Origin of the sequence: Streptomyces sp. NPDC001407, from assembly GCF_042895325.1 — a bacterium.
In the GTDB taxonomy this organism is placed as follows: domain Bacteria; phylum Actinomycetota; class Actinomycetes; order Streptomycetales; family Streptomycetaceae; genus Streptomyces.
Map to the genome: position 1 here is coordinate 73,034 of NZ_JBIAWF010000027.1, position 23,291 is coordinate 96,324.

General features: G+C 69.5%; 29 protein-coding genes. 7 read left to right on the forward strand and 22 right to left on the reverse strand.

Annotated elements, in window-relative coordinates:
• Positions 1-26: 26 nt before the first annotated feature.
• The 5 genes from ACFY1P_RS29550 to ACFY1P_RS29570 all read right to left on the reverse strand — a co-directional run bounded on the left by ACFY1P_RS29550 (position 27) and on the right by ACFY1P_RS29570 (position 7,464).
• On the reverse strand, positions 27-923 hold the full coding sequence (locus ACFY1P_RS29550; protein WP_390752331.1) for a phage distal tail protein: 897 nt from the start codon (positions 921-923) through the stop codon (positions 27-29).
• Positions 920-5,869: a phage tail tape measure protein gene (locus tag ACFY1P_RS29555; RefSeq protein WP_390752332.1), complete on the reverse strand. Its 4,950-nt coding sequence runs from the start codon at positions 5,867-5,869 to the stop codon at positions 920-922. Before ACFY1P_RS29555 ends, ACFY1P_RS29550 begins: the two co-directional genes overlap by 4 nt.
• A 43-nt stretch (positions 5,870-5,912) precedes the next feature.
• A complete protein-coding gene (locus ACFY1P_RS29560) occupies positions 5,913-6,197 on the reverse strand; it encodes a hypothetical protein (protein ID WP_390752333.1) in 285 nt (94 codons plus the stop codon).
• A 62-nt stretch (positions 6,198-6,259) separates the two neighbouring features.
• Positions 6,260-6,850, reverse strand: coding sequence for a hypothetical protein (locus ACFY1P_RS29565; RefSeq protein ID WP_390752334.1), 591 nt, complete (start codon positions 6,848-6,850; stop codon positions 6,260-6,262).
• A 137-nt stretch (positions 6,851-6,987) separates the two neighbouring features.
• Positions 6,988-7,464 carry a hypothetical protein gene (locus ACFY1P_RS29570; RefSeq protein ID WP_336411789.1) on the reverse strand — a complete coding sequence of 159 codons (477 nt, stop codon included), beginning with the start codon at positions 7,462-7,464 and terminating at the stop codon, positions 6,988-6,990.
• Positions 7,465-7,747: 283 nt separating this feature from the next.
• Here ACFY1P_RS29570 and ACFY1P_RS29575 point away from each other — a divergent pair, with 283 nt between their 5' ends.
• Positions 7,748-7,981, forward strand: coding sequence for a hypothetical protein (locus ACFY1P_RS29575; RefSeq protein WP_390752335.1), 234 nt, complete (start codon positions 7,748-7,750; stop codon positions 7,979-7,981).
• A 10-nt stretch (positions 7,982-7,991) separates the two neighbouring features.
• Here the strand turns inward: ACFY1P_RS29575 and ACFY1P_RS29580 are convergent, their stop codons facing one another.
• The 14 genes from ACFY1P_RS29580 to ACFY1P_RS29645 form a co-directional block, all read right to left on the reverse strand.
• Positions 7,992-8,303: a hypothetical protein gene (locus tag ACFY1P_RS29580; protein WP_390752336.1), complete on the reverse strand. Its 312-nt coding sequence runs from the start codon at positions 8,301-8,303 to the stop codon at positions 7,992-7,994.
• Positions 8,304-8,392: 89 nt separating this feature from the next.
• The gene (locus ACFY1P_RS29585) at positions 8,393-8,800 is read right to left on the reverse strand and encodes a tyrosine-type recombinase/integrase (protein WP_390752337.1); all 408 of its coding nucleotides are present in this window, start codon (positions 8,798-8,800) and stop codon (positions 8,393-8,395) included.
• A 117-nt stretch (positions 8,801-8,917) separates the two neighbouring features.
• A complete protein-coding gene (locus ACFY1P_RS29590; RefSeq protein WP_390752338.1) occupies positions 8,918-9,349 on the reverse strand; it encodes a hypothetical protein in 432 nt (143 codons plus the stop codon).
• On the reverse strand, positions 9,346-9,588 hold the full coding sequence (locus ACFY1P_RS29595) for a hypothetical protein (protein ID WP_390752339.1): 243 nt from the start codon (positions 9,586-9,588) through the stop codon (positions 9,346-9,348). The genes ACFY1P_RS29590 and ACFY1P_RS29595 overlap by 4 nt, the downstream gene beginning before the upstream one ends.
• Positions 9,585-9,986: an HK97 gp10 family phage protein gene (locus tag ACFY1P_RS29600; RefSeq protein ID WP_390752340.1), complete on the reverse strand. Its 402-nt coding sequence runs from the start codon at positions 9,984-9,986 to the stop codon at positions 9,585-9,587. Before ACFY1P_RS29600 ends, ACFY1P_RS29595 begins: the two co-directional genes overlap by 4 nt.
• Complete coding sequence (locus tag ACFY1P_RS29605) at positions 9,983-10,402, reverse strand: DUF6093 family protein (RefSeq protein ID WP_390752341.1); 420 nt, start codon at positions 10,400-10,402, stop codon at positions 9,983-9,985. The genes ACFY1P_RS29600 and ACFY1P_RS29605 overlap by 4 nt, the downstream gene beginning before the upstream one ends.
• Complete coding sequence (locus tag ACFY1P_RS29610) at positions 10,395-10,766, reverse strand: hypothetical protein (RefSeq protein WP_390752342.1); 372 nt, start codon at positions 10,764-10,766, stop codon at positions 10,395-10,397. The genes ACFY1P_RS29605 and ACFY1P_RS29610 overlap by 8 nt, the downstream gene beginning before the upstream one ends.
• Before the next feature lie 77 nt (positions 10,767-10,843).
• On the reverse strand, positions 10,844-11,416 hold the full coding sequence (locus tag ACFY1P_RS29615; RefSeq protein WP_390752343.1) for an NUDIX domain-containing protein: 573 nt from the start codon (positions 11,414-11,416) through the stop codon (positions 10,844-10,846).
• Positions 11,417-11,497: 81 nt separating this feature from the next.
• Positions 11,498-11,854: a histone-like nucleoid-structuring protein Lsr2 gene (locus tag ACFY1P_RS29620; RefSeq protein WP_390752344.1), complete on the reverse strand. Its 357-nt coding sequence runs from the start codon at positions 11,852-11,854 to the stop codon at positions 11,498-11,500.
• Positions 11,855-12,117: 263 nt separating this feature from the next.
• A complete protein-coding gene (locus ACFY1P_RS29625; RefSeq protein WP_390752345.1) occupies positions 12,118-12,423 on the reverse strand; it encodes a hypothetical protein in 306 nt (101 codons plus the stop codon).
• 87 nt (positions 12,424-12,510) lie between these two features.
• Complete coding sequence (locus ACFY1P_RS29630; protein WP_390752346.1) at positions 12,511-12,738, reverse strand: hypothetical protein; 228 nt, start codon at positions 12,736-12,738, stop codon at positions 12,511-12,513.
• The gene (locus ACFY1P_RS29635; protein ID WP_390752347.1) at positions 12,738-13,787 is read right to left on the reverse strand and encodes a major capsid protein; all 1,050 of its coding nucleotides are present in this window, start codon (positions 13,785-13,787) and stop codon (positions 12,738-12,740) included. Before ACFY1P_RS29635 ends, ACFY1P_RS29630 begins: the two co-directional genes overlap by 1 nt.
• Positions 13,784-14,215: a head decoration protein gene (locus ACFY1P_RS29640; RefSeq protein ID WP_390752348.1), complete on the reverse strand. Its 432-nt coding sequence runs from the start codon at positions 14,213-14,215 to the stop codon at positions 13,784-13,786. Before ACFY1P_RS29640 ends, ACFY1P_RS29635 begins: the two co-directional genes overlap by 4 nt.
• 114 nt (positions 14,216-14,329) lie before the next feature.
• The gene (locus ACFY1P_RS29645; protein ID WP_390752349.1) at positions 14,330-14,929 is read right to left on the reverse strand and encodes a hypothetical protein; all 600 of its coding nucleotides are present in this window, start codon (positions 14,927-14,929) and stop codon (positions 14,330-14,332) included.
• 166 nt (positions 14,930-15,095) lie between these two features.
• On the opposite strand from ACFY1P_RS29645, the gene ACFY1P_RS29650 reads away from it, so the two are divergent.
• The 4 genes from ACFY1P_RS29650 to ACFY1P_RS29665 all read left to right on the forward strand — a co-directional run bounded on the left by ACFY1P_RS29650 (position 15,096) and on the right by ACFY1P_RS29665 (position 17,880).
• Positions 15,096-15,740, forward strand: coding sequence for a hypothetical protein (locus ACFY1P_RS29650; protein ID WP_390752350.1), 645 nt, complete (start codon positions 15,096-15,098; stop codon positions 15,738-15,740).
• A 54-nt stretch (positions 15,741-15,794) separates the two neighbouring features.
• The gene (locus ACFY1P_RS29655; RefSeq protein WP_390752351.1) at positions 15,795-16,889 is read left to right on the forward strand and encodes an IS630 family transposase; all 1,095 of its coding nucleotides are present in this window, start codon (positions 15,795-15,797) and stop codon (positions 16,887-16,889) included.
• Between the two features lie 119 nt (positions 16,890-17,008).
• Positions 17,009-17,584 carry a hypothetical protein gene (locus ACFY1P_RS29660; protein WP_390752352.1) on the forward strand — a complete coding sequence of 192 codons (576 nt, stop codon included), beginning with the start codon at positions 17,009-17,011 and terminating at the stop codon, positions 17,582-17,584.
• A 20-nt stretch (positions 17,585-17,604) separates the two neighbouring features.
• Positions 17,605-17,880: a hypothetical protein gene (locus ACFY1P_RS29665; RefSeq protein ID WP_390752353.1), complete on the forward strand. Its 276-nt coding sequence runs from the start codon at positions 17,605-17,607 to the stop codon at positions 17,878-17,880.
• A gap of 263 nt (positions 17,881-18,143) precedes the next feature.
• On the opposite strand, the gene ACFY1P_RS29670 is transcribed toward ACFY1P_RS29665, so the two are convergent.
• Positions 18,144-19,985, reverse strand: coding sequence for a hypothetical protein (locus tag ACFY1P_RS29670; protein ID WP_390752354.1), 1,842 nt, complete (start codon positions 19,983-19,985; stop codon positions 18,144-18,146).
• A 67-nt stretch (positions 19,986-20,052) separates the two neighbouring features.
• Here ACFY1P_RS29670 and ACFY1P_RS29675 point away from each other — a divergent pair, with 67 nt between their 5' ends.
• Together ACFY1P_RS29675 and ACFY1P_RS29680 are read left to right on the forward strand one after the other, a co-directional pair.
• Positions 20,053-21,093 carry a DUF6624 domain-containing protein gene (locus ACFY1P_RS29675; protein ID WP_390752355.1) on the forward strand — a complete coding sequence of 347 codons (1,041 nt, stop codon included), beginning with the start codon at positions 20,053-20,055 and terminating at the stop codon, positions 21,091-21,093.
• 2 nt (positions 21,094-21,095) lie between these two features.
• Complete coding sequence (locus tag ACFY1P_RS29680) at positions 21,096-21,431, forward strand: HIT family protein (protein WP_390752356.1); 336 nt, start codon at positions 21,096-21,098, stop codon at positions 21,429-21,431.
• Between the two features lie 341 nt (positions 21,432-21,772).
• Here the strand turns inward: ACFY1P_RS29680 and ACFY1P_RS29685 are convergent, their stop codons facing one another.
• A complete protein-coding gene (locus tag ACFY1P_RS29685) occupies positions 21,773-22,288 on the reverse strand; it encodes an NUDIX domain-containing protein (RefSeq protein ID WP_390752357.1) in 516 nt (171 codons plus the stop codon).
• Complete coding sequence (locus ACFY1P_RS29690; RefSeq protein WP_390752358.1) at positions 22,285-23,142, reverse strand: sugar phosphate nucleotidyltransferase; 858 nt, start codon at positions 23,140-23,142, stop codon at positions 22,285-22,287. Before ACFY1P_RS29690 ends, ACFY1P_RS29685 begins: the two co-directional genes overlap by 4 nt.
• Positions 23,143-23,291: the final 149 nt, after the last annotated feature.

Sequence of the window (23,291 nt, forward strand, 5' to 3'; positions counted from 1 at the left end):
TTGAACGTGCTGAAGCGGAAAGGGGGTTACAGGGACCGGTAGGCGTCGCGCCACGCCACGGTCAGGCGGCAGGTGGCTGTCGGGTCGGAGGCCGTCCACCGCACTTCGGTGCGGCCCGGGAGGATGCTGAACGCGCCCAGGTCGGAGTCCGGGGTCAGCAGGACGTTGCCGCCGTTGTCGCGGACGACGTGCCGCCGGCCGGGCCGGGTATCGATCCGCAGCCACTGGCCTTCGTCCAGCGACACCTGCGCCTTGAGCGTCCGACCGGTCTCGACCTGGGTGATCTTCGGGTTCGCGCACGGCCCGTACACGGTGATCACCGGCCAGGTCGCGGTGTCGCCCTGGTTGGTGACCCAGCCCGGTCGGCGCTGCCCGCCGGACTCGCCGCTGGAGACCTGGATGGGTGCCTGCACCGGGGCGGTGAACCCTCCGGACGACAGCCAGCCCAGCCGCAGGGAGATCTGCTGCTCGGCGTCGCCGTAGAACCAGGGGTCGGTGGCGGCGAACTCGACGTCGAGCGGTACCCAGCCGAAGGCGGCCTTCGCCCACTCCGGGTCGAGCTTTCGGAGCCTGCCGAAGAGCACCTTCGCCGGGGCGCCGGGCCACTTGATGCGCAGGGGCATCACGGCGCCGCCGACCGTACGGACCCCGGGCGGATCGGCCGCGGCCTGGAGCTGTTCCACGAGCGCGCGGGCGGCCGCCGGGTCGCCGGGGGTCTTCGCCGCGCAGTCGATGCGGATCTTGCGCTCTGAGTACCAGTCCGGGGCCGCCCAGACTCCGTCGGTGCCGGGCTGGTCGGTGAGGTCGCCGCGCCCGTCGGGTCGGCCGAGCCCTTCGATCTCCGCGACCGGTATGGACGTGTTGTGCCCGAGCAGGACGCCGCCGAGGTCCAGCTGCCAGTCCTCGAGGACGGGTGTGTTCATCGGAGCACCCCGCCGCGCTTGGCCCGCCTCACCTGGTAGGCGACCGCCGAAGCGATCCCCTCCGGTGTCGCCGAGGAACCGGAGACGTTGATCGTCTGCGTGCCGATGGCCGGGGCCTGGTGCACGACGACGACCTGCATGCGCGGCCCGGCGGCGTCGACGAGCTTCCGTGGCGCCACCGCCAGGCCGAACTTGTCGGCGACCTGCGCGAGGACGGCGGTCGAGCGGCCGCGCTTGGCCGGGCCGAGCGGCAGGTACGCTTCGCCGCCCGTCGACCGTTCCGCGAACTTGATCAGCCCATCGCGGCCCGGCGGGGAGGAGTAGATGCCGGGCTCCCACAGGCCGCCGTTCGCATACGCTCTGCCCGCGTTCGCCTTGATGAGGTCGCTGAGGAACCGGTTCGCCTTCGTGCCGGCCCGCTTGATGTGGTCCTTGCCCGCGTTGGCCACGGTGATGAGCCGGTCCTCCTCCAGGCCCGTTGCGTCGGCGACGGCGTGGATGCCGCGGTTGGGCCCGAGCGCGCCGAGGATCTTCAGGAGGTCGGTCACCTGCTCGCCGTCGAGGACCTGGCCTGCCGCCTTGGCTGCGTCGTTGGCCTTCTTCGCCTTGCCCTTGTCGCGGACCGCCTCAGCGGCGACGGTCTTGGCGGCGTCGTCCCCCTGGGCCGCCAGACGCGACGCCAGGTCGCCGAAGCCCGCATTCGTCAACTCAATGAGATTTCGCTGGAATTCCTCATTGTTCTTCGTGGCTGAGGTCAGCTTGTCGCTGTAGTCAGACAGAGCACTCTTGGCTGTGCCGGACATCTTCCGCAGGTTGTCCGACATCTCCTTGATGTACTTGTCGCTGCCGTGCGCCATCTTCTTGACGACTTCGACGCCTTCGGAACCCATCTGCTCCAGGGCGGCGGCCACATCACTGCCCGCCCTCCGGGAGATAGCTGCGAGGTTCTTACGCCATTCCTCGGCCTGGGCTGCGGACTTGCCCAAGTTCTTCTCGAACAGGCCGATGTCGAAGACTTCGCTGTCACCCTTCTTCCGTGTGGACTTCGACGCGACATCCGAGGGTGTGAAAACCTGCGGGCCGCCGCCCGGGGTGTAGGTCCAGTCGGTCATGCCGCCGGAGGCGTGGTAGACGACTTCACCGCCGAAGCGCCGGGCGACTTCGGACAGAATGGCCTTGGAGCGGGTGCGCTTGGTTGAGGCAAGGGGGATGTACGCCTCGCCATGGGTTTCAGGCTCCGCCCATACCCGCCATGTTCCGCCCTTCGCGATCTGGGCGACGTGATTCTCGCGAACGCCACCGTCTGCGTAGAACTCCAGCACGCCGCCATTCGCTTCGTGCTTAGCCCCGCCGCCACTGGAGTTGGTGACCTCGTTCTTGACGATCGTGACGGTGACGGTCTTATCTCGCAGGCTGTCAATCGACGACTGAATGGAACTGACCTGGCTTTGCGCGTTACCCGTGGGGACAGAGACGGTGACTTCCTTGTCCTTGATGTCCACGATCTTGAAGCCAAGCTTCTCGACCTGGTCGCGTGCCTCCTGCGTCGGGGCTGTGACCGTGACTTCCTTGCCGTGCGTCGTGGCGATCTTGCCCTTCAGCTCCTCCAGGGCCGACACGGCGGACTGCGTGTCGGAGGAGATCGCGATGTGCTTCGCGCCCGGGGTCGCGGCGATCTTGGAGATCAGCGAATCCAGGCTCGACCGCGCCCCGTCGGTCGGCGCGGTGACCGAGACTTCCCGGTTGGGCAGGTCCCTGATCTTGAAGCCGAGGGCCTCCAGCTTGGACCTCGCATCGTTGTCGAGCGACGACACCGTGATCGTCTTTTGGTCCGGTGTGGCCTTCAGCGCCTGCTGGACAGCCATGAGTTGGGCCATGACGGGGTCCATGCCGGCGGCCTGGAGGAGAATCGACACCTTGCTCGGTACGAGGCCGGCCGCGTCCGCGAGCTTCGCGGCCTGCTCCGCGTTCAGCCCGAAGGCCTGGGCGGTCTCGATGGCGGACGTGCGGGCCTTGCTCATCTGGTCCTGTGCGGCCTGCAAGGACTCCGGGACCGTCTTGCCCTGCGTCTGGGCGTACTGGAATGCCGCCAGAGAAGCATCTGCCGCAGAGCTGGAAAGGCTCTGGAGGGTGTCGTAGAGCCGCTGGCCATTTCGGGTGACCGTGGACAACGAACCATCCACGTTCAGAAGGGACTTGCTGAAACCCTCAGACTCCTCCACTCCGTTCTTAAGGCCGTCCTTGGCGTCGCTGATCGCCTTGTTCATTCGGGCCTCGGCGGCGGAGAAGTTGACCGATCCGCCAGCCAGGACATTCAGGGCGTCGTGCAGGGCGCGCGCCCGGCTATCCGCGTCCGCTGTCGTATCCGACAGGCGACGCATGGCATCGCTGAACCGGCCGAAGGGGCCGACAGCATCGGCGGCGCCCTTGCCGCTGGACCCGACAGCATCCGCGACGTTCCGCGCGTCCTTCTGGGCCTTTTGCATCTCGCCCTTGACGGACTTAATGGCGTCCGCTGCGCGGGCTGCGGCAGCGCCTTGCTCCGTGTAGGTCTCCCACGCGCCGGACATGCCGGTGTGCCATTTCGTCTGCTCCTTGGCGGTCTCCCGCAGCCTCTTCTCCAGGGCGTCCAGGCCGCCACCCTGGTCGAGGTAGGCATCAGTGAGCTGCCGGGTCGTGACACCGGCCTGCTCCATGACGTCGACGAGGCGTTTCTTGCCGTCGGAGACCTTCGCCTCCATGAGGTTCTGGACAGCTGCGGCCCGGACACTCTCGGTCGTTGCGCCGTGGGATTCCCGCAATGCCTGAGTGAGGCTGCTGATGCGGGACTGGTGCTCGGCGGCTGCCTGCGCGGCTTTTTGCTGGTGGTCGGCTAGCAGCGACAAACCGACACCGGCGGCGGTGAGGACCGCGCCCCACGGGCCGCCGAGCACGCCCATCAGACCGCGGGCCGCGCCGCCCAGTCCGGCGCCCATGGCGCGGGCAACGCCGCTGATCCGGCCTTCCGCGGACCGGAACGCGTTGGTCATCTGCCCGACGACGGGCACGCGGGTTTCGAGGACCGCGAGTGCCTGGCCTATTCGCCCGATGGACTGTCCGGAGTTCGCGGCGAGTTGCTGCTGCACGCGCATCTGGTCGCCGAACGACCGCCACGCGCCGACGACCGGACCAGAAACGTTTCTGCTCATCGCCATCAAGGCCGGGTTGACCCTGGTGGCGAGCATCATCGTGGTGATCGCCGTCTGCACGGGGCCGGGCAGCGCCGCGAACGCGCGGACGAGCCCACCAACGGCTTCGCCGATCGGGCGCAGGACGGCCGAGACGGTGCCCAGGCCGGACAGCGCCAGGTTCAAGGCGGTGGTGAGCGTGCCCAGGGCGCCGGCACCGGCCCCCGCGCCGTCGCTCACCTCGGCTAGAGCCTGGCCGATCGGGGACAGCGCCGCGCCGAGGTTGCGCAGCACCTCCATCGCGGCCTTGCCGGCGTTGACCAGGACGCTCAGCGCGGACGCGGCGGCGGTGAACGCGGTCTGCTTGACCGGCTGGTCCAGGCCGCTGAAGGACTGCTTGACCTTCGCCCAGCCCCGTTCGACGGAAGAGGAGACGCGCGGCCCGAGCAGCGTGACCAAGTTCTGCCCGTACTTGATGGCCGACTCCATGTACGGCGTCGCAGCCGCGAGGCCCCTGGTCGCCAGACGGGTGATCTTCTCCAGGCCCGGCGCTGCCGCCGCATAAAGGACCTGGCCTGTGTTCTTGCCCTGCGACTTCAGCTGGGTGAGCGCACCGGCGAACCCCTTGGTCTGGCTCGCCGCGATCTCCCCGGCCGCCCCCACGCGGGAAACGGCTGACCGCATCTGGTCGAATGCGGCGGCTCCCTGGTGGGCCATGGCGGCGGCGCCGGCGAGCGCGGGCTTGCCGACGACCTTCGACAGTGCACCCAGGAAGTCCTTTTGAGACATCCTGTGTTGAGCCTGTTCAAAGCCCTCGATAACGGTTCGAAGGCCCTTGAAATTGCCTTGGGCATCCCACGCCTCGATGCCCATGTCCCGCAGCCCCTCCCGCATCTGCGCGGTCGGTTTCGCGAGGTTCGTGAGCATCCCCCGCAGGGACGTACCGGCCTTCGAGCCGAGGATGCCCGCGCGGGCGAGCATGGCGACGGCAGCGGCCGTGTCCTCCAGCGAGACGCCCAACTGGGCCGCGACGGGCCCGGTGTAGGACATCGCGTAGTAGATGTCCTGGAGGCCGCCGGACGCAGCGTTCGCGCCAGCAGCAAGTACGTCGGCGGCCCGGCCCGCGTTGTTCGAGCTGAGCCCGAATTGGTCCATGATGTCGCCGAGGAACCTCGCGCTGTCGGCGGCGCTGAGGTTGTCGGCTGCCGCGAGCTGCATCGCGGCGCGGGCGTTGTCGATCGAAGACGCCGAGGTCTGGCCCGCCTTGGCGAGCTCCAACATCGCATCGGCGGCTTTCGCCGCAGACGTACCGGGGATATTCAGGTCGGCGCCGAGTTCGCGGGCCTTCGCACCGGCCAGCATCATGTCGGCGGCGGATGCGCCGGTGACGGCTCCCCACTTATTGATCGACCTTTGGTACTCGTTGCCCTCCTTGGCGATCTCGTGGAGACCGGCGACGATCCCGCCACCGATCAGCAGACCACGCAGGTGGTGAAGCTCCTGCCGGGCCGAGACCACGCCCTGCCGCAGACGGCCCATGGAGGCGTGACCGTCCGCGCCGACGCGCCGCAGACCTGCGCCCGCGCTCGCCGACTGCCGCCCGAGGTCGCGCAGGCCCCCGGCCGCCCCGGAGGCCCCGGAGCGGATCTGGTTCAGGTTCCGGCTGAGGGCCTGGACGCCGCGATCCAGGCTCCGCATGGCCTGCGCGGCCTGCCGTACGGCGGAGAGAAGCTGTGCCGCGTCAGCGCGCATCTGCACGCTGAGCGTGTAGTTCGACACCGGAGTCGGCGCCCGTTCTCCCCCGCGCCCGGCCTAGCGCCCCTTACTGCCCGTGCTGCTGCCGCACCTCCCGTGGCACCAGCCCGATGCGCACGCCGTACCCGTCCGCACCGTCCGGCACCTGGTCCTGCTCCCGGGCAATCAGCTCGCACCCCACGCACCGGACCGTCATCGTCACGTACGCGAACCGGTTACCGCCCGCGGACTCGTCCCACTCGGCGGACCGCGTTCCACAGCCTCCGCACACCGACCGCCGGTAGGCGGCGTAGGCGAGGGCCTTCGCCCGGTCGGTGTCCGTCCACCGGCCGTCCCCGGCTCCGAGGAACACGGAGTGGGGGATGCCGTAGCGGTCGCACAGCTCCAGCTCCTCGTGCAGCTGTGCGTCAGAGATCAGCCTTTTCCCAGCTCCACCGTGCTGGCCCGGGTGAGCTGCTGCGCCTGCCAGGCGGCCTGGAAGAGCAGGTTCGACTCGGAGATCGGCCACGCGTCCAGCAGCTCCTGGGCCTCCGTCGGAGTCAGGCCCTCCACCGGCTGGCCGGACGGGTCGCGCTCCACGTGCGCCGCTGCGATCAGGGCCGCCGGGAACGCCTCCGGGTTCCACAGGTCCCCGGCCTCGGCCTGCTGCTCGGTCGGCGGGAACTGCTTGATCAGCCCGTCCAGCACCGGCCGGGGCAGGGCCCGGAACGTCAGCTTGAGGGCGACCGCGTCGAACGCCTCCTGTGCCTTCGCCACCTCGGCCTCGGCGCGGCGGCTCTCCTTGCTGTCCTGCTGCCCGGCAGCCGCGTCGACCGTACGGCACCGGGCGGCCTCCGCCTTCGCGCCGTCCAGGCGCTCGCGCACCGCCGGGTCGTCGCAGATCACCAGCGTCTGCTCCGGCAGGGTCCGGGCTCGCAGGCGGGCCATCTTCGCGGCCCAGTGCGCGTCGCGGGCGACCGGTTCGGCCGGCGGGTTGAACACGGTGTGAGGGGTGGGGGTGGTCATGCGGGTGGCTCCAGGAGAAGGCGAGGCGAAGGGGGAGAAGAGGAGGCCCGGCCGGGCGCGGGCGGCAGCGTGCCGTGAACGGAGAGAAGGGGAGAGCACGCTGCTGCGGCACGCCCGGCCGGGAGACTGAGGGCCCGCTACTTGGTGGCGGGGCGCTCCGGGGCGGTGGCGGCGGGCGGGATGGCCGCGTCCTGGACCGGCTTCTCGGTGATCGAGAAGGAGACCACGAACTTCGCGGCCTCGTTGTCCACGCTGTACTGCGCCGAGCGGCTGCCGACCCGGACGGGGAAGACGTCCATGCTGCGGCTGCCGGGGACGTCGCCCTTGCGGAGCATGACCACGAACCCGGTCGCGTCCTTGGTGAGCAGCCCTTCGATCGTGTCGCCGGTCTGGTCCTCGTAGAAGGTCAGCGAGGAGTCGTCGGCTTCGTCGGCGCCGGGGATCTTCGTCTCGAAGGTGCTGCCGAGGGTCGGTGTCTCGATCGCCTTGTTCGACAGCGACCACCCGTCGATGGCGGCGATCATGTCGGTGAGGTCCGTGCCGGCGGTCAGTTCGGCTCGCGTGGGGACGTGGCTGGCGTCGGCGATCTTGGCCAGCCACAGGACGCGGGTCACGCCGCGTCGGGAGAATTTCTGTACCTGCACTGCTGTCCGATTCCGGGACGGGCAGCCGTGCGTGAAACGGAGGGGAAGCGGCGGCCCCGTCCCTCGACGTCGTGTCGGGGGAACCGGCCCGTGCCACCGATGTGGCCGGACGTCCGCGCGGGGGCCTCCGCGGTGAGGGTGCAGCAGCCAGCGGGGCGACCGTGATCGCTGCACGTAGACGACCATACGGCTATGGGCGGCAAACCGTGCAGCTCAGCGGGCGGGAGCTCGCGGGCGGACCTACGGTCGAGGCGTGGACTTCAACATCACCGCAGACGAGGAGCGGGTCCTGTTCCACGTGGCGAGCCGTCTGGAGGCCAGCCCCCAGGTCGCCGAGTCCGAGATCGCGGAGGCCGACCGGCCGCTGTTCCGCTCCCTGATCGCGAAGGAGTGGATCGTCGGCCTCACCGCAGAGGACGGCAGCCTGTACACGGAGACGCTGACCCCGTGGGCCCAGACGGCACTGTCGAACCGCCGCGACGTCTGAAGACGTCCCGCTACGCGGCGAGGTCGTGCGATGCGGTCGACGCGGTCAGCGCGGCGGCCCGGGCGGCAGCCTTGACGGCCATCTCCAAGGTGTAGCGGCCCATCTCCGCTGCGGCGGGGTGATTACACACGGCCTCGTAGACCGCCTCGGCGGCTACTCGCCACGCCTCCCACTGCGCCTTCCACTCGGCGTGCAGCTCGTCCGACCACTGCAAAGTGGGCCCGTGCTCGTTGAAGGCCCGCACCTTCAGGAACTCGGCGTTGGAGGCGCACTGCAAAGCGATCAACTCGGAGGGGACATCAGGGGCGTTCTTGTCGGACATTAGAGCGATTTTAGGCCACGGGATGGCCTGATCATTTCCGCCGTGTGGAGCTGGGGCCGCCGCGCTCGGCAGGCGGCCCTTCGAGGCCCTTATGCGGCAGGGGCGACCATGCGGGCCCGGCGGCCGCTGTCACGTACGGCGTGCAACGACTTCCCCGTCGCCGCGCGGAAGGCGGCGTGCGCTCGTTCGCGGGACAGACGGGTTCCGTCCGGCAACACGAACACGGGACCGGCGCTGCGCCCGGCGATGATCAGCGCGAGGTCGTTGGCCGCGGCTTCGGAGATATCGACCTCGCAGGGGCCTTCCTTCGACTCGGAGACCGCCAGAATGCGCTCCACGAGGCGTACGTCGGGAACGTCGAGGGCGAGCAGCTCACCTATCCGCACGTCGGATTCGTACAGGAGCCGCCACAGCGTGCGCTGCCCCAGAGGCCGGCTGCTGTCCGCGAGCAGGGCCGCGACGTCTTCCCCCGACGTAAGCAGCTGTGCGGTGTCCATGATTCCCCTCCGTCATGCCTTCGCCTGAGCCATCAACCTACCCGGGGCCACTGACACCGACGTGCGGGTGAGCAAGCCGGGGCGCGCGGACACTGCGCGGGCGGCCGATCGCCTGGTTCAGGTGCTGCTGACGCTGAGCCGAACCCGCAGGGCATAGGTCACCACGCCCTCGCCGGCCGACGAGGGGTCCGCGCCGTCGTCCGCGATGAGTACCCGGCCCCACACTCGGCCGCCCGGAACCACCAGAGGGTGCGCCCACCCGCCTGCGGTGGCACGGTCGAGCAAGGCCCGCCGGGCGCGGTCCGCCGTCCACTCGGCCTGGTCTGTGCGGCTGGCGACGACGGTCACCTGGTACACGAGGTGAGCGTCCTCGGACCGGTCGCCCAGCGGGGCGCCGTCGACGTCCCCGCCGAGGGGGTACAGCACCAAGTACGGAAGCGGCGCCGGGGCCCCGCCGACCGTGGGCAGGGCGCCGACGCCGCAGGGCTTGCCCACGGCTTCGCTGAGCATCGCCCGCACGGCCTCGGTGACGGGCGCGCGGTTGATCACTCGTCGGCTCCGTTGGTGAAGTCGGCGCCCGCGAAGCCCTCGATAGCGGCGGCACCGTACCGGCACATGCCCAAGGAGTCCCACTCGGTGAGGCCCGGGGTGGTCAGGACACGCAGGTTGCGCTCGCCGTCGTCGTCCAGGATCTCGGCTATCACGACGGCGCGGGCAAGCATGCCCAACTCGGCCTCGCCGATCACCATGGCCAGGGAGGCTTCCAGGTCCTCGCACAGCCAGTTCACAGCACCGCCCTGACCGCTGTTCCCAGCTCGCGCGCGATCTTCGGCCCGGCTTCTTGGACGGCGGGCCCCAGGTGCGGGAAGGGCGGCTGGTGGTAGACGCGGCCGAGGGAGTCGGCTCCGGCGAATCCGTACTCCAGCCGTCGCGCCTGCGGGGCGGAGCTGCCCACCACCCCGGTCACCAGCGGCCCGGCCCCGGACACCTCTGCCTGCCACGACGCCCTGTACCGGCCCGTGACGACGTTCGGGCCCGGCCGGCCGGAGGCGTTCTGCTGCACGCAGGACTTCAGCGACTGCGCGCTGTGTTCCATCGCCGTGCGCATGGCGGCCATGGCGACGACGCCGTTGCGCGTCAACGCTGCGGCCAACGCGGCCGGGCTCGTGAAAGTGCCGCCGCTCACGCCGCGTTCACCTCCCTGTTGTGCTCCTCCAGCCAGACGGTGCGCAGCACCGGGATCGAGGAGACCTCGCCGAGCGCGGCGACCCGGTAGGAGCGGCCCACTGCCTGCGCGTCCCGGGACTTCGCCACGCGCACCGTGTCCCCCTCCCGCAGCTCGGCGGCGCCGAGCGGCAGCAGCATCCGGTACCCCGTGCGTACCTCGTCGACCCAGGCGCCGTCGTGGCCACTGCGGGCCCGGATACGCTCCCGGCCCCGGTACAGGCCCGCCCGGCCCGAGTGCACCACCAGTGGGTCGGCGGGCACGAGATCACCCGTCGCCGCGTCCAGAACGTCCTCGCCCGTGCCGCGCGTCACCAGCACCTGGTCCGGCATCATGTGCCGCTCCGCGAACGCGGAGACGCCCTTGACGTCAAGCACCGGCGGCCCACTCGCGCAGCTGCGAGAGGATGCCGCGGGTCAGCTCGCCCGGCTCCCCGTCGAGATCATCACGGGCCAGCACGGCGGCGTCGAGCTGCCGCCAGTCGATGCTGCCGAGGAAGTCGAGGACGACGTGCCGGAGATCCGCCGGCTCGGCGACGACTTCAGCCAGGCCCTCGAACTCCAGGCCCTTCCAGCCCGGCTGTATGTACAGCGTGACCTCCGGGTCGCCGTCCACGGTCTGCGTGATGCGGTACGCCTCGACGCCGCTGGCGACGTCGTGCCCGTCGACCTCGATCGTGACCGGGGCGTCGGGGCAAGGGGCGCAGATGCGGACGCTGCGGGATTCGGGGTAGCTGCTCATGGGCCCGACCATAGGTACGCGAAGCGGGAAATTCGGCCGCTACGGCCTGCCGCCGGGCGCACGGGGCGCGGGCCGGATCAGATCGCGAGGGCGCGCGCGGCGAGAAGGAGCCCGATCACGGTTCCCGCCTCCGTGATCTCCCCGTCCTGCACCGCTTGGACCGCCGCTTCCACGGGCATCCACTTCACCGTCATGCGCGCCTCCGTCGAGTCCCGGCGCACGACACCGTCCTCGAGGGCGTTGGACAAGAAGAGATAGGTGCTCGCGGACGTGGTGGCCGGCAGCGGGTGGAAGCGGGCGAGCAGGCGCAGTTCGCCGGGCCGTTTGCCGGTCTCCTCTTCGAACTCCCGCCGCGCACCCGCCTCGGGGTCCTCGCCCGGCCGAAGTCCGCCGCCGGGCAGCGCGAGTTGGCGTCGGCCCTGGAGATAGCAGTCGTCCTCGACGAGAGGGATGCGTCCGGCTGCGTCGACGGCAACGATGCGGGCTCCCTCCGCGACGGCGACGTGCTCGTACGTTCCCGGCGCTCCATCGGGCTGGACTACCCGGTCACGGTGAACGGTCAGGAAGTCGCCTCGGTGTACTACCTCGCCGCTCAGCCGTGCCCAGCCGGGCGTTCGGAGGTGGTTCTCATCAGCGTGGGTCCCGCTCATGCCTTCCCCCCTCCGGGAGTGCCCCGAACGCGCTTGAGCCGCACCCTGTCCTTCAGGCGCGGCTCAACCATGTGTGCCCAGCTATGCGGCATTCATGTGGTCGGTGATGTACTGCTCGCGCAAGGCGACGGGAATGCGTCCGCGGGCAGCGACCTTGATGCGGCGCCGCCTCGCCCAGGCGCGGATCTCGCTCGTGGTCGGCTCGACCGTCTTCGCCTCGGGCGTGGCCTTGGCAGCCTTCCGGGGAGTGGCGGCGGCGCGACCGGACCGCCCGGCCGCGAAGTACGGCGCCAGCTTCTCCTCCAGCTCGGCGTAGGAGTCGTCGCCCAGGTCGATGACGACGCGGCGGCTATCGAGCGAGATCACGCGCTCCTTCACGCTCTCGTCGCGCTCGTCGGTGAGGTCGTCCACGAAGTAGGTATCAACGCGCTTGGCCATGAGATTTTCCCTTCCGTTCGGCGCAGAACGTACCTCACAATTTTCAATTGATCGCCGTTTTTGGGGCAGTTCAGATAGGGATGGTTAAGGGGTTGCTAATCCGGAGAGGACTCGTCGTGAGCCGATTGCTCGTCCGTTCGTGATGAGATTCCACATGGTTCGGCGAATGCGTGCCATCAATGGCCGTGCCCACAATCGGCGTTGCGTGGTGAAGCGTTCGGCCAGACGCGCATTAAAGGTCCCCAGGCCAGCCGTGCTGACGTCTACCTGCGGCGGCGCGGACATAGGACCACGGTGGTGAGCAGATCGCGTCCGGCAGTCGGAGTGTCATCCGGAGCCGCATCGGCGGCCACGGCGGTGATGCGGCGTTCCAGCGCGGATACGTTGGTCGTCTGGTCCACGGTGACTACACCGTTGACGGACACCTTCAGCGGTTCGGCCAGTAGTTTCGCCAGTCGCTCATTGAGGATTTCCAGTGCGACGGCGCGCGCTGAGCGAAGGCGTAGGTATCGGGTTTGAAGGTCAGCCGTGTCGGTGTCCGGGCCGAGCTGTGCCAGCAGCCAGCTCATGGTGTCGCTGTTCAAAAGGGAGGGTGCTTTCGTGGGAAAACGCGGCCGGGAGAAGCGGGTGCTTCTCCCGGCCGCAGCGGTGGTCGGTCAGTCGTCGTTGGGCGTCGAAGCGGACTTCCGGCTGGCCTTCTTCTCCGCCACGAGGACGGGAACCTGGTTGTCCTGCCAGCAGGCCGGGTTGGTGATCTGGCTGGCGACATCCGGGTCGGTGACCTCGGCGCCGGGCGTCAGGATCAGCGGGATGCGCTCAACGGGATCGAGGACGTGGACGGCGACGGCGAGGGTGCCGAGCGCCTTACCCTGGGCGGCGCCCATCAGAGGACCTTCGCCGTGATGTGGCAGTCCGGCGAGTAGAGCACCGGCATCGCGCACGCCGCACCCTTGGTCCAGATCTGCACCGGGTCGTCCTCGACGTCGCGGGTGACGATGATGCCGGGGGCGTCCTCCCGCTCGATCGCCGGGGTCGTGCCGCGCGACAGGGCCAGGGACTCCGCGGTGGTGCCGTACTGCGTCTCGCCCCACTTCGCGCGGTCCGGCGGCAGCATGATCCACCGGTCCTCGGGCATCACCCGCTTGGACACATTGTTCTGCCACACCTGGGCACGGTAGAAGGTGACCGGCGGCAGGCCGTACGTGCCGCGCACGCTGTTGACCTGCTCCGGGTTGAGCGTCGCCGTCGGCGTCTGGCCGCCCGACGGCGTGCCGTAGTACGCGGCCCGGTAGGCCATGTTGGACGCGAGGTGCGACCACGCCTTCCGGGAGGTGAGCACCATCTCCGGGGCCGGGGCACCGATGTCGTCGAGGTAGGACATCCAGCGCAGCTCGTCCGCGATCGGGTCCGACGACGGATCGGACCACGGCTTGGCCGCCGTCGGCATGTTCGCGGCCGGCACCTTGTAGTCGACCTCGACCGTCAGGCCGTTCTCGCCGGTGAGGGAGAACTTGCCGTCGAGCAGCACGTCGGCGGCGGCGAGTTCGAGACGGGACCGGATCGCCTCCACGTGGCGCTCGACGTCGTCGTACAGCAGCTCCACCAGGCGGTCGTCGTCGGCACCCCGGGAGGCGTCCAGGAGCAGCTGCTCCAGCTCCGTGACGACGAGCTTCTGGCCCAGCGCAGGCAGCATGCCCTCGACCTGCGTGGTCTCCGCCTGCCGCTGCGCGAACGGCACGGAGGCGTCGTAGGCGCGATACGAGGCGGCGTTCACACGGCGCTTCGACTGCCGGATACGCCACTTGACGTCCTTGACCTGCTTCTCACCGAAGACGGTCTTCGTCAGCAGGAAGTCATCGGGCGTGGGGATGGTGCGCGCGTACACAGTCAGGTCGGTGACCGACACGCCCTTGAGAAGGTCTGCGACGCTCATGCGGTCACCTCACCGAGGAAGCGGATCTGCGGGCTGGCGGGGTGCGGGGCGATCTTCGTGGGGTCGATGCCGCCGGGGATGTGGGCCGTGTTCACCGAGCCGTGCCAGTACAGGGCCGCGGGGACGTTCTTGCTGCCCGGGGTGTACGGGGCCTCGGTGTACACCAGGCCGGCGAGGTGCTGGCGGCCGTCCTTGGCCTCCGGGTCGTACGGCCCGTACAGGCCCGAGGCCGTGATCCGGGCGACCGGGACGCCGGAGCGGACGTACCCGTACGGCTGGCCCGGCTCGGGCTCGGTGAAGTGGACACCCCTGGTGAACGTGCTCAGGTCGAGGGTGATGGTTTCCGTGGAGTCGGTGCCGTGCCGCGATGCGAGCCAGTCGCGGTCAGCGGTCACCGTCACGGAGGTGGTGTACGGCTGAATGGTCACGCCGTCCTCCTGGTGGGTCAAAAGGCGGTCGCGCCCTCACCAGAGGTGGTGGAACGGTCCACGAAGATGAAGGGGCGTGGTCCCCGAGGTGGCAGGCCGCGTACGGCCTGACGGTCAGGTCGCCGGCGGCAGGAGCCCGCGGCGGCGCGCCATCTCCAGCCCGGCCGCGCCTGGCGTGTGGGAGACCCCGGGCGAGCGCGGCGGCGGAACGGACGCGGGAGCACCAGCGGGCGCCGGAACCGGCGGCAGGTGCGCGGCGGTGCGGGCGAACAGCTCGGGGCGGCGGGTAGCGAGTTGGCTGACCGCGTCGGTGAGCTGAGCGTCGTCGGCGTCGTCCTCGACCCGCAGCAGGACCATCGCGTCGTCCAGGTCCTGGCCCTTCGCGCCTGCCTCGGCCAGGTAGGAGCGCCGGACCGCCGCACGTTCGCGAGCCTCCGCCGCAGCCTCCCGGGCGGCCAGAGCCTTCTCCCGCTCGGCGAACTGCACCTCGCGGTACTGGGCGTCGCTCAGCTCATCCTGCTGGGTCTTGCGGACGACGGAGAGGTACTGCTCCAGGGCCTCGGAGTCGGAGAAGCCGAGCCGCTCGACCAGGGCCCGGACCGCAGCCCGGCCTCCCTGGTCCTTCTCGCGCGCCAGCATCGTGGCCAGCCGATCCTGGCGGACCGTGAGCTCGGCGGGCGGAGTGTCCTGCGGTTCTGTCGGGGTGCCGGTCATGAATGCGTGCTGCTCCCACACAACGGCCCCGCGCCAGTGACGAGTGTACGGACGTCAGCCGTACACCCGCTCGTGCGATCTTCCGGGCACGAAGGCGATGCCGTGCACGTCTCCGCCTGGCTGTCTGCCCTACCGTCGGCCGTGCCACCGCAGACCGGAGAATCACATGGGGACCATCCATCAAGAGATCGCCCTCGCCCTGCTGGACGAATTCGTAGACAGCCCGTCGGCTCTTGCTGCGCTTATGGATGTTCGTCGGCGAGTCATTCGCGGCGAGTTCGATCACGACTATGTCGCCACGATCGGCTCCTCTGCGCGCATTAAGCCTCACAAATGGCCGCTAGAGCAGTATGCGGCGTTCATGCAGATTCACGCCGAAATCATGTGTGGGGCCCTCGGGCGCGTAGACATTGACACAGGAGGGAGGCCGGGCCCCGACGCTGACCGCGAGGGCAACGCCCTCAAGCTCAAGGAGACACACCCTCCTTTCGAAGCAGAGCTTGACATGGAGCAGCACGGAGCCGACATGGATGGAGTGTTGCGATGGCGTGAGCCGATCCAGGTGGAAAAGTCCACAGGAGCTCATCACCAGACGTGCGATTGCGGGAACGACGTGTTCTCGCCGGTCGTAGCACTGCGGAAAAGGGGCGCAGCGTGGGCACCGCTTGAAGTGGGGGACTCATGGCCGTCACGAACCCTGCTACACCTACGTGAATTCGGTGCAGTGGCCCGGTGGCCGTATGGAACAGAGACAATCACACTCATCATCGCTATGACCGGGCGAGCAGCCGTGGCCACTGGTCTCGGCTAGTGCCTCGTGATTCTGTCGGCGTTACTTGATCTCGTGTGTCTCGTTGCTGCTGGCATGGAGCTCTCCGAGGAACAGGCTGCCGATTTGCGGGCGTTGGCGAACAGCCCGGATGTACCTGCGGATGTGGCCTCACGGGCCCGGATCGTCCTGTGGACGGACGAGGGACGCCGACGCAAGGACATTGCCGAGCTGCTCGGAGTGTCGCTGCCGACCGTGGACCGCTGGAAGACCCGTTACGCCCAGCGCGGGCTGGCAGGGCTGGAAGGTGACCGTCCTGGCGGCGCCCGGGAACAGGTCCCGACACGGGTCCGGGCGCGGGTGATTGCGCTGACACGCATGACGCCGCCGGCGGTCACCGGCCTCTCGCACTGGTCTACACGCGAGTTGGCGAAGTACATGAAGCGGACCGAGAACGTCTCCGTGTCCTGGCACTACATCGCGCGGATCTGGCGCGAGGAGAACCTCAAGCCTCACCGCAACGGCACCTTCAAAATTTCGAAGGACCCTGCGTTCGCGGACAAAGTCGCCGATGTCGTCGGCCTCTACCTTGCCCCGCCGGGCGGCGCGGTCGTGCTCTCGATTGACGAGAAGACGCAGATCCAGGCGCTGGACCGGACCCAGCCGGTGCTGCCCATGACCTTCTCGGCCACCGAGAAACGCACCCACGACTACGTCCGGCACGGCACCACGAACCTGTTCGCCTCTCTCAACGTCGGCACCGGTGAAGTGATCGGCGAGTGCAGGCCGAACCGGAACGGCAAGAACTTCCTGGCCTTCCTGAAGAAGGCCGTGAAGCCGCACGCCGGGAAGGAGATCCACGTCGTTCTGGACAACCTCTCCACCCACACCACGCCGGAGGTGAAGACATGGCTGGCCGGCCACCCGCACGTCCACTTCCATTTCACTCCCGTCGGATCTTCATGGATGAACCAGATCGAGACATGGTTCGGCATCCTGACCCGTCAGGCGATCCGCCGCGGCACCTTCGCCAGCGTCAACGTCCTGATCACCCAGATCCGCAACTACATCGACACCTGGAACTCCGGGGCCAAACCGTTCACTTGGACCGCAACCGCGGAAGAGATCCTGGCGAAGGTCCGCCTCGTCCAGACCAACATCAAGAAACTCGTCGCAAACAACTCGAAGTGATACGAACAGAATCACGAGGCACTAGATTTAGACACTGCACGGTAGGGGGACAACCTGCGCGCAGTCTGCGTCGACGGGAGACGCCTACTGGACGTCTCTTCCATGGCAAGATCCACATCATGCCTGACCTCGCAAAACACCCCGTACCCTCGCCAGGCGCGCAAGGGGTGCCGATCCGGAAGAACTGGTGGAAGCGCAGACCGGTCGTCCTGTGGGGCGCAGCCGCAGCTGCGTGCGCCGCCGGGGCCAGCGCCGTCCTGCTGTGGGAGCCGTGGGTGGACCGCACGCCGTTCACCGCCACCATCGTCTCCGCCTCCGCCGACGCCTACATTCGCAACGGCGGCCACGGCCGGGCAGGCGAGCAGTGCACGCCCAACGCCCCTGGAGAGACCGTCGTCATCTTCGACAAGAGCGGAAAGCGCAAGCTCGCCGAGGCGACCACCAGCCGGACCGGGCAACGGCTGCCCGACGCGTACGGCGACTTCGCTGGCTACTGCTACGAGGTGACCCTCGTGAAGAACGTGCCCGGCGGTGAGGGCACCTACAAGATCCAAACCGGGGGCGGCACCATCTCCTCCATGTCCGAAGACGACCTACGCCTCTCGGCGGATGAACAGCGCCAGGGCTTCAAGAAGACCCGCATCCCTGCCGACGACCTCGCACGGCCCCTGGGTGGAGACGACGACGCCGGATAGGCTCCGGGCCGGGAGGGCGTATGGCCGAGCGGCTTGGACAGATGATCGTGGAGCAGTGCAACTGGCGTGACGTCGCCGTGCAGTGGGTGGGGAATGAACAGGCCCGGCTGGTCCCGAAGGAAGGAAGCTGGTGGATCGGCATCACGATGCTCGGGGCTGGCGTACAGATGTGGGCAGGCCGAATCCGGAACGACGGGACGCCCGCGGACCCAACCACCCAGAGCGGCCAGCTGTTCGCGTCTGACCACGAAGCAGTCGTCGAGGCGGCCCGCCGCCTGCGGGCCCAGGTCGAGTGACGACGCCCGCCTCCCGCCCAGGAGATGACCGTGCTGCGCATCGCGAAGACGCCGGACGCGCCCGGCATGGCCCCTATACCCTGACGCCGTGAAGCCAGAGCTAACGTGGATGCGCGTTGCCGGGTGGGGCCTGGCAGCCGGCACGGTGATCGGCCTCCTGGCATTCCTGCCCGCGCACCTCCGCTGACCAACCGGACGGCAACCCCGGCCGGTCAACCGCCCAAGAGCGGGCCGAAGACGGAGCAGCCCGTCAGCCAGGGGCCCTACGCTGCCTCGGCCCGGTCACGCTGCTGCTCGCCAGGCCGGTCCTCCGGGGAACCCTCCTTCTCTTCCTGCTCCTCCTCGTCCGCCGTCGTCGACTCCCGCGGCTCGGGACTAGGGGCTCGGCGGGCGTCGATGCGCTCGACCTCCTCCCGGGCGTCCTCGATCGGGTACCCGGCGTCCTGAAGCATCCGGATACCGGTCTCCAGGGAGAGCACCCCGGCGCTCACGCCCTTGATCACCTCGTCCAGGATGGCGGCCCGGTCGGTGGGGGTGTGCGGGCCGAACACCAGGCGGGCCGGGAGCGGCGGGCCCGCCGGCCAGCCCTCCGCCTGACCAGCCTGGTGAAGGCGCTGCACCATCTTCAGCAGCAGCGAGTACTTGTGGGCGCGGGCGAGCCGCATGGCGTCGACGAGGGAATCGAGAGGGCCGAGGCTGAGCTGGAGGGCGTAGCCGCTGGGCACGTCGGACGGATCCACGGTGCCCAGGCTCACGGCGGGCAGCCGGGCGTTGACGGCGGCCCGTTCGCGAAGCTCCTCGACCCGGGCGCGCAGCTCGGCCAACTGGCTGGAGGTGTCGAGGACGTCCATGCGCCCGCCGTCGGCGAGCTGAAACACCGTGCCGGGTGCGATGTCCAGCGGCTTGGGGCGGCCGGTGATCCGGTCGACCTCGGCGTGGGACCCGGCGAGCGCGATGATCGGGGCGCCGGTGGTGGCCGAGGCGCGGGCCGAGTCGGTGTCGGTCTCGGCGAGTTCGTCCAGGGCCTGGAAGACCTTGGCGAGGGAGGACTGCCCGAAGTGCTCCCCGTCCGCGATGGTGTTGCTGATGTGCACGACCGGCAGGAAGTCGATCCGCAGGTCCAGGCGGTTGAGGACCGTGCCGTCGGCGCGCTCGCGGAAGCGGGCCTTGTCGAGGGGGAAGTCGTCGAGCGACTGCCCGTGCCGCAGGTCCTCGAGGAGCCATTCCGCGTCGGTCAGATAGCAGGTGACGGCCGACACCCCGCCGGGCGCCCACGGGTACGTGCGGACGACTCGCCCGGTGGCCGTGTCGAAGACGTCGCCAGGCCCTGCCATCGCGGCCGCCGCGTCCGCGGGGACGTCGGGCCCCTGCCGGCCCGCGCCGTCGGCGGCGGGGCGAGCGGCCGGTTCGATCGGGCCCAGCTCGTAGGTGATCCGGCGCACCCGCGCCTTGACGCCGCGCTTGGGGTCCTCCGGTATCTCCCACGCCAGGTGGACGCGGTTCGGGTAGTCGCCCGGGTCGGCGTCGTCCTCGATGACGGGGAAGTAGAAACCGGGATCGAAGGTCTGCAGGCGGGCCCGCCCCTTCTCCGGGTCCCACGCCAGCAGGTACACGCCGTCGCCGAGGAGAACGGCCTTGCGCTCGCAGGCCTGCATGCGCAGCGGCAGCAGCTCGGCCTCCGCCCACTCGCGCAGCCGCTCCTGCGCCGCTGCCGCCGCCACTGCTTCCGGGGTGGCCTGGTCGTCCTTGGCGTGCTCGGCGCCGGGCACCACGATCTGCTGCGTCTTGCCGATGACGTGCGCGAGGGTGGTGTCCACGAACGAGGACGGGTCACCGAACTCTCTCCGCTCGGCTGCCTCTGCGTTCCCCGCGAGCGCCGCCAGCTCCCCGGCCTGGTTGGAGTCGTAGGCCGCGAGCAGCTTGTACGCGGCCAGGCGGCGCACCGACTCGGGCGGCAGCCACGTCGCCTGGATCTCCGGCGCCAGCGCACGGTGCGGTCGGCCGTCGTACGTGGAGGCCATCACCGGCTTGTAGTTCAGCCACGACCAGGCGTCGGTCAGAAAACGGGGCAGGCCCACCAGCAGCATCCGTCTCGTCGGCCCCACGCCCGCCTTCAGCGTAGGCGACCAGGCGCCCTGTACTGGGGGCGCGGCGGCGTGGGACGCTGCCGCGATGGACCTGGTCCGGCACTGCACCGCCAGCCTGTACCTCTTCGCCCGCTTCGGCGACACGTGGCGGCTGGGCGTCATCGAGCACCCCCACCACGGCGGCTGGATGGTCCCCGGCGGCCACATCGACCCCGGCGAGCGGCCCGAGCAGGCCGCGCTGCGCGAGACCGTCGAGGAGACCGGCTACCGCGCCCGCCTCCTGCCTCCCGCCGGGTATGCGCTGCCCGCGGACTACCCGCACCCGGAGACCAGCGCCGAGGCGTGCGTCGACGGGGCGCCCTGGTGGACGGTGAGCATGCCCGCCGGAGCCGAAGGCCAGCACCCCGAACAGCACGTGCACCTCGACCACATCCACGTCGGAGTCGTCGACCGACCGTACGGCCCCGTCGGCCACCGCGAGCACCCGTTCCGCTGGATCACCGCCGACGAGCTGGCCGTCCTGGACACGCCCGCGGACACCCGCATCCTCGGCGAGGCCCTGCACGAACTCGTGCCTCCCACCGCCGCCGCCCAGCGCCCCGGCCCCGCCCGAGACGAGATCCTGTGCAAAGAGCTGCTGCGCCGCCGCGACGTCGACCAGGACTTCCGCAGCGCCCTTCGCGACACGGTCACGGACGACGTCGCCGCGCGCTGGGCGGACATGGACAACGACAACACCCACTGGCTCAAGGACGTCATTGACCGAGTGGGGTGGCCCGGGCGGTCGCTGTGCGGCGACGACGGCGCGGACGCGGCCTGGCTCCTCGCGCAGCATGCCGACCGGCAACCCCACCTCCAGGAGCAGTGGGCCAACCTGCTCGCCGAAGCGGTCACCGACGGCGACGCCGCGCCCTGGCAGCTCGCCTTCCTCGAAGACCGCATCGCCGTTCGCACCGAAGGCGCCCAGTGGTTCGGCACGCAGTTCCGCCGGCCACCGGGCGGCGACTGGGAGCCCTCCCCGATCCGCGAGCCCGACGACGTTGACCAGCGCAGAGCCGAGGTCGGCCTGAACCCGGTCGCCGAACGCGCCAAGGAGATCGCCGAAGCCAACCCGCGGAAGCCGTAAGGATGGGCGACGACTTCTACTGCGAGCAGGTCCTGAGCGGACGCACCCAGGTCCGGAAGTTGATCGAGACGGACACGGTCCTCGCCTTCGAACACACGCGACCCGCGTACGCCGTCCATCTCGTCGTCATCCCGAAGCAGCACGTCCTCTCGCTCATCGACCTGGGCGACGGAGGCGACCAGCTGCTGCTGGACGTCATGACCGTCGTCCGCCAAGCCGCCGCTGCGGTGAAGAACGAACATGGAGCCTGCCGCGTCGTGACCAACATGGGCCGCTACCAGGAAAGCCAGCACTGGCACGTCCACGTGCTGTCCGGCGAGCCGCTACCAACTACCTGAACCACCCCGTCCTGCACCACGAATAGACAAGATCAACAGGCGGCAGCGCAGGCCCGAGAACCGCCCTGAACGCCCCCTACGAGCCCGACTAAGCGATCAAGGAACTCGGGATGCTGTTGAGCAGCAAAAGGCGCTGACGGCGGCACTGGCGCCCTCGTCGGCGACAGCCGACAGCGGCGTGCGAAGCGTCAGCCAGAACGACACCTGTGGGGGTAGGGGGAACTTGGTGAGGGTCTTAGTAAACACGCCTGGTTCACCGGGGACCGGTTAACCGACGACTGGTAAACCGACGCCTGAAAACCCGTCTCCGGTGACTCCCTGCCGCTTCGCTCACGCGGTCGTCAGCGCCAGCGGTAGGTCCGATCCGTGATTGGTGGCAGGAGGACCGGAACCAGAGCGATTTGGCCGCTTGCTTTGGCGAGCGTTCCAATCGCCTCACCGACCGCCGGATAGAGGTGAAGGCGGGCGGCGCGGTCGAGGTTCGTCCAGACGACAGGAGCGTGATCCTCGGCGTCCTGTTCCGTGTCGGCCATGGTTTGCCGCGCGCCGGGCGGCAGGTGCAGTACGTGGATGAGATGGAGCCGTCGGAATGGCGCGCTGCTGCCGGGGCGGGTGGTGATCTGGTCTTGCACCCAGCGCAGCTCAGGACGGCTGGTCAGCTCCGCGAGATCGAGGCCGAGCTCCTCCCTGAGCTCGCGGGCCAGGGCGGCTGGTACCTCTTCGTCGGCGTGGACGAGGCCGCCGGGCAGGGAGTACTGGTCGCCGTCGGGCCGCTCGCGGTGGATCAGGCAGATGTGGTTGTCGTGGAGGATGACGGCGCAGGTGCGGATCGGGAAGGCCGGGGCCGTCTGGCTCATGAGGTCACGCCGGGCGCGGTCAGCCCCTGTGCGCGGGCGGCGGCGTTGTTGGCGGCGAGCAGTCCGATCGGGGTGCCGCAGTCGTAGTAGTGCCCGTTGATGGGGTGGATGAGCAGGTCGTGGTCGCGGGCCCAGTCGGCGATGGCGTCGGTGGCCTGGTACTCGCCGTTCGCGGCGGGGGCGAGTTTCTCGAAGTGCCGGACCGCGGTGGCGGGGAGCAGCGTGCGGCTGATGTTGACGTAGGCGTTCAGCGCGTCGTACCCGGCGGGCTTCTCCAGCAGACCGTCGAGGACGGGGTGGCCGGCCGTGCTGGTGCGGGGGGTGAGGATGCCGTAGCGGTGGGCGTCGGCGCCGGGCACGGTGGCGGCAGCGATGGCGCCTGGGGTGCCCGCGGCGGTGCGGGCGGCGGCCAGGTCGGCGAGGTCGGAGCCGCCGTCGGTACGCAGGAGCAGGTCGTCCCCGGCGATGAGGAGGAAGTCCTGGTCGCCGATGAAGTCTGCGCTGAGGGTGACGGGCAGGGCGGTGCCGTACCGGTCGGTGCTCCGTGGCTGTTCGATGAACGTGAAGTCGGCCTGGGTGTGGAGTGCCGCGAGTGGCTCGTACTTGTCCTGCCAGCCGCGGGCTGCGAAGTAGGTCTCCAGGTCGCGGTCGTGGGTGAAGTAGTGGCGGACTTGTCGGCCGGCGTCGCCGGGGGCGGTGACGATTGCGATCTCGCGTACTCCGGCGGCCACGCAGTCGGCGACCGCGTAGGCGAGGACCGGCCGGTCGAGGACCGGCAGCATGGACTTGTTGATCGTCTTGCCGATGGGGAAGAACCTGGTTCCCATGCCGGCGACGGCGATGACGGCCCTCACGCGTTCACCCTTCGACGGGGCTGGTCCCGGCCCGGCCGCCCGCGCTGATCCGGCGGCCGGAATAGGCGTGACAGTCTACGCACACCCGTGCGCGGAATCCGCGCGCTCCGCAGCCTGCGGGTGGGATTCAACTGGACGGGCCGCCCGCG

Excerpts from the sequence above, each read along its gene's own strand:
- ACFY1P_RS29550 (WP_390752331.1), bottom strand. The coding sequence starts at position 923 with ATGAACACACCCGTCCTCGAGGACTGGCAGCTGGACCTCGGCGGCGTC.
- ACFY1P_RS29565 (WP_390752334.1), bottom strand. The coding sequence starts at position 6,850 with ATGACCACCCCCACCCCTCACACCGTGTTCAACCCGCCGGCCGAACCG.
- ACFY1P_RS29580 (WP_390752336.1), bottom strand. The coding sequence starts at position 8,303 with ATGTCCGACAAGAACGCCCCTGATGTCCCCTCCGAGTTGATCGCTTTG.
- ACFY1P_RS29585 (WP_390752337.1), bottom strand. The coding sequence starts at position 8,800 with ATGGACACCGCACAGCTGCTTACGTCGGGGGAAGACGTCGCGGCCCTG.
- ACFY1P_RS29610 (WP_390752342.1), bottom strand. The coding sequence starts at position 10,766 with ATGAGCAGCTACCCCGAATCCCGCAGCGTCCGCATCTGCGCCCCTTGC.
- ACFY1P_RS29615 (WP_390752343.1), bottom strand. The coding sequence starts at position 11,416 with ATGAGCGGGACCCACGCTGATGAGAACCACCTCCGAACGCCCGGCTGG.
- ACFY1P_RS29620 (WP_390752344.1), bottom strand. The coding sequence starts at position 11,854 with ATGGCCAAGCGCGTTGATACCTACTTCGTGGACGACCTCACCGACGAG.
- ACFY1P_RS29625 (WP_390752345.1), bottom strand. The coding sequence starts at position 12,423 with ATGAGCTGGCTGCTGGCACAGCTCGGCCCGGACACCGACACGGCTGAC.
- ACFY1P_RS29630 (WP_390752346.1), bottom strand. The coding sequence starts at position 12,738 with ATGGGCGCCGCCCAGGGTAAGGCGCTCGGCACCCTCGCCGTCGCCGTC.
- ACFY1P_RS29635 (WP_390752347.1), bottom strand. The coding sequence starts at position 13,787 with ATGAGCGTCGCAGACCTTCTCAAGGGCGTGTCGGTCACCGACCTGACT.
- ACFY1P_RS29645 (WP_390752349.1), bottom strand. The coding sequence starts at position 14,929 with ATGACCGGCACCCCGACAGAACCGCAGGACACTCCGCCCGCCGAGCTC.
- ACFY1P_RS29650 (WP_390752350.1), top strand. The coding sequence starts at position 15,096 with ATGGGGACCATCCATCAAGAGATCGCCCTCGCCCTGCTGGACGAATTC.
- ACFY1P_RS29655 (WP_390752351.1), top strand. The coding sequence starts at position 15,795 with ATGGAGCTCTCCGAGGAACAGGCTGCCGATTTGCGGGCGTTGGCGAAC.
- ACFY1P_RS29660 (WP_390752352.1), top strand. The coding sequence starts at position 17,009 with ATGCCTGACCTCGCAAAACACCCCGTACCCTCGCCAGGCGCGCAAGGG.
- ACFY1P_RS29665 (WP_390752353.1), top strand. The coding sequence starts at position 17,605 with ATGGCCGAGCGGCTTGGACAGATGATCGTGGAGCAGTGCAACTGGCGT.
- ACFY1P_RS29675 (WP_390752355.1), top strand. The coding sequence starts at position 20,053 with ATGGACCTGGTCCGGCACTGCACCGCCAGCCTGTACCTCTTCGCCCGC.
- ACFY1P_RS29680 (WP_390752356.1), top strand. The coding sequence starts at position 21,096 with ATGGGCGACGACTTCTACTGCGAGCAGGTCCTGAGCGGACGCACCCAG.
- ACFY1P_RS29685 (WP_390752357.1), bottom strand. The coding sequence starts at position 22,288 with ATGAGCCAGACGGCCCCGGCCTTCCCGATCCGCACCTGCGCCGTCATC.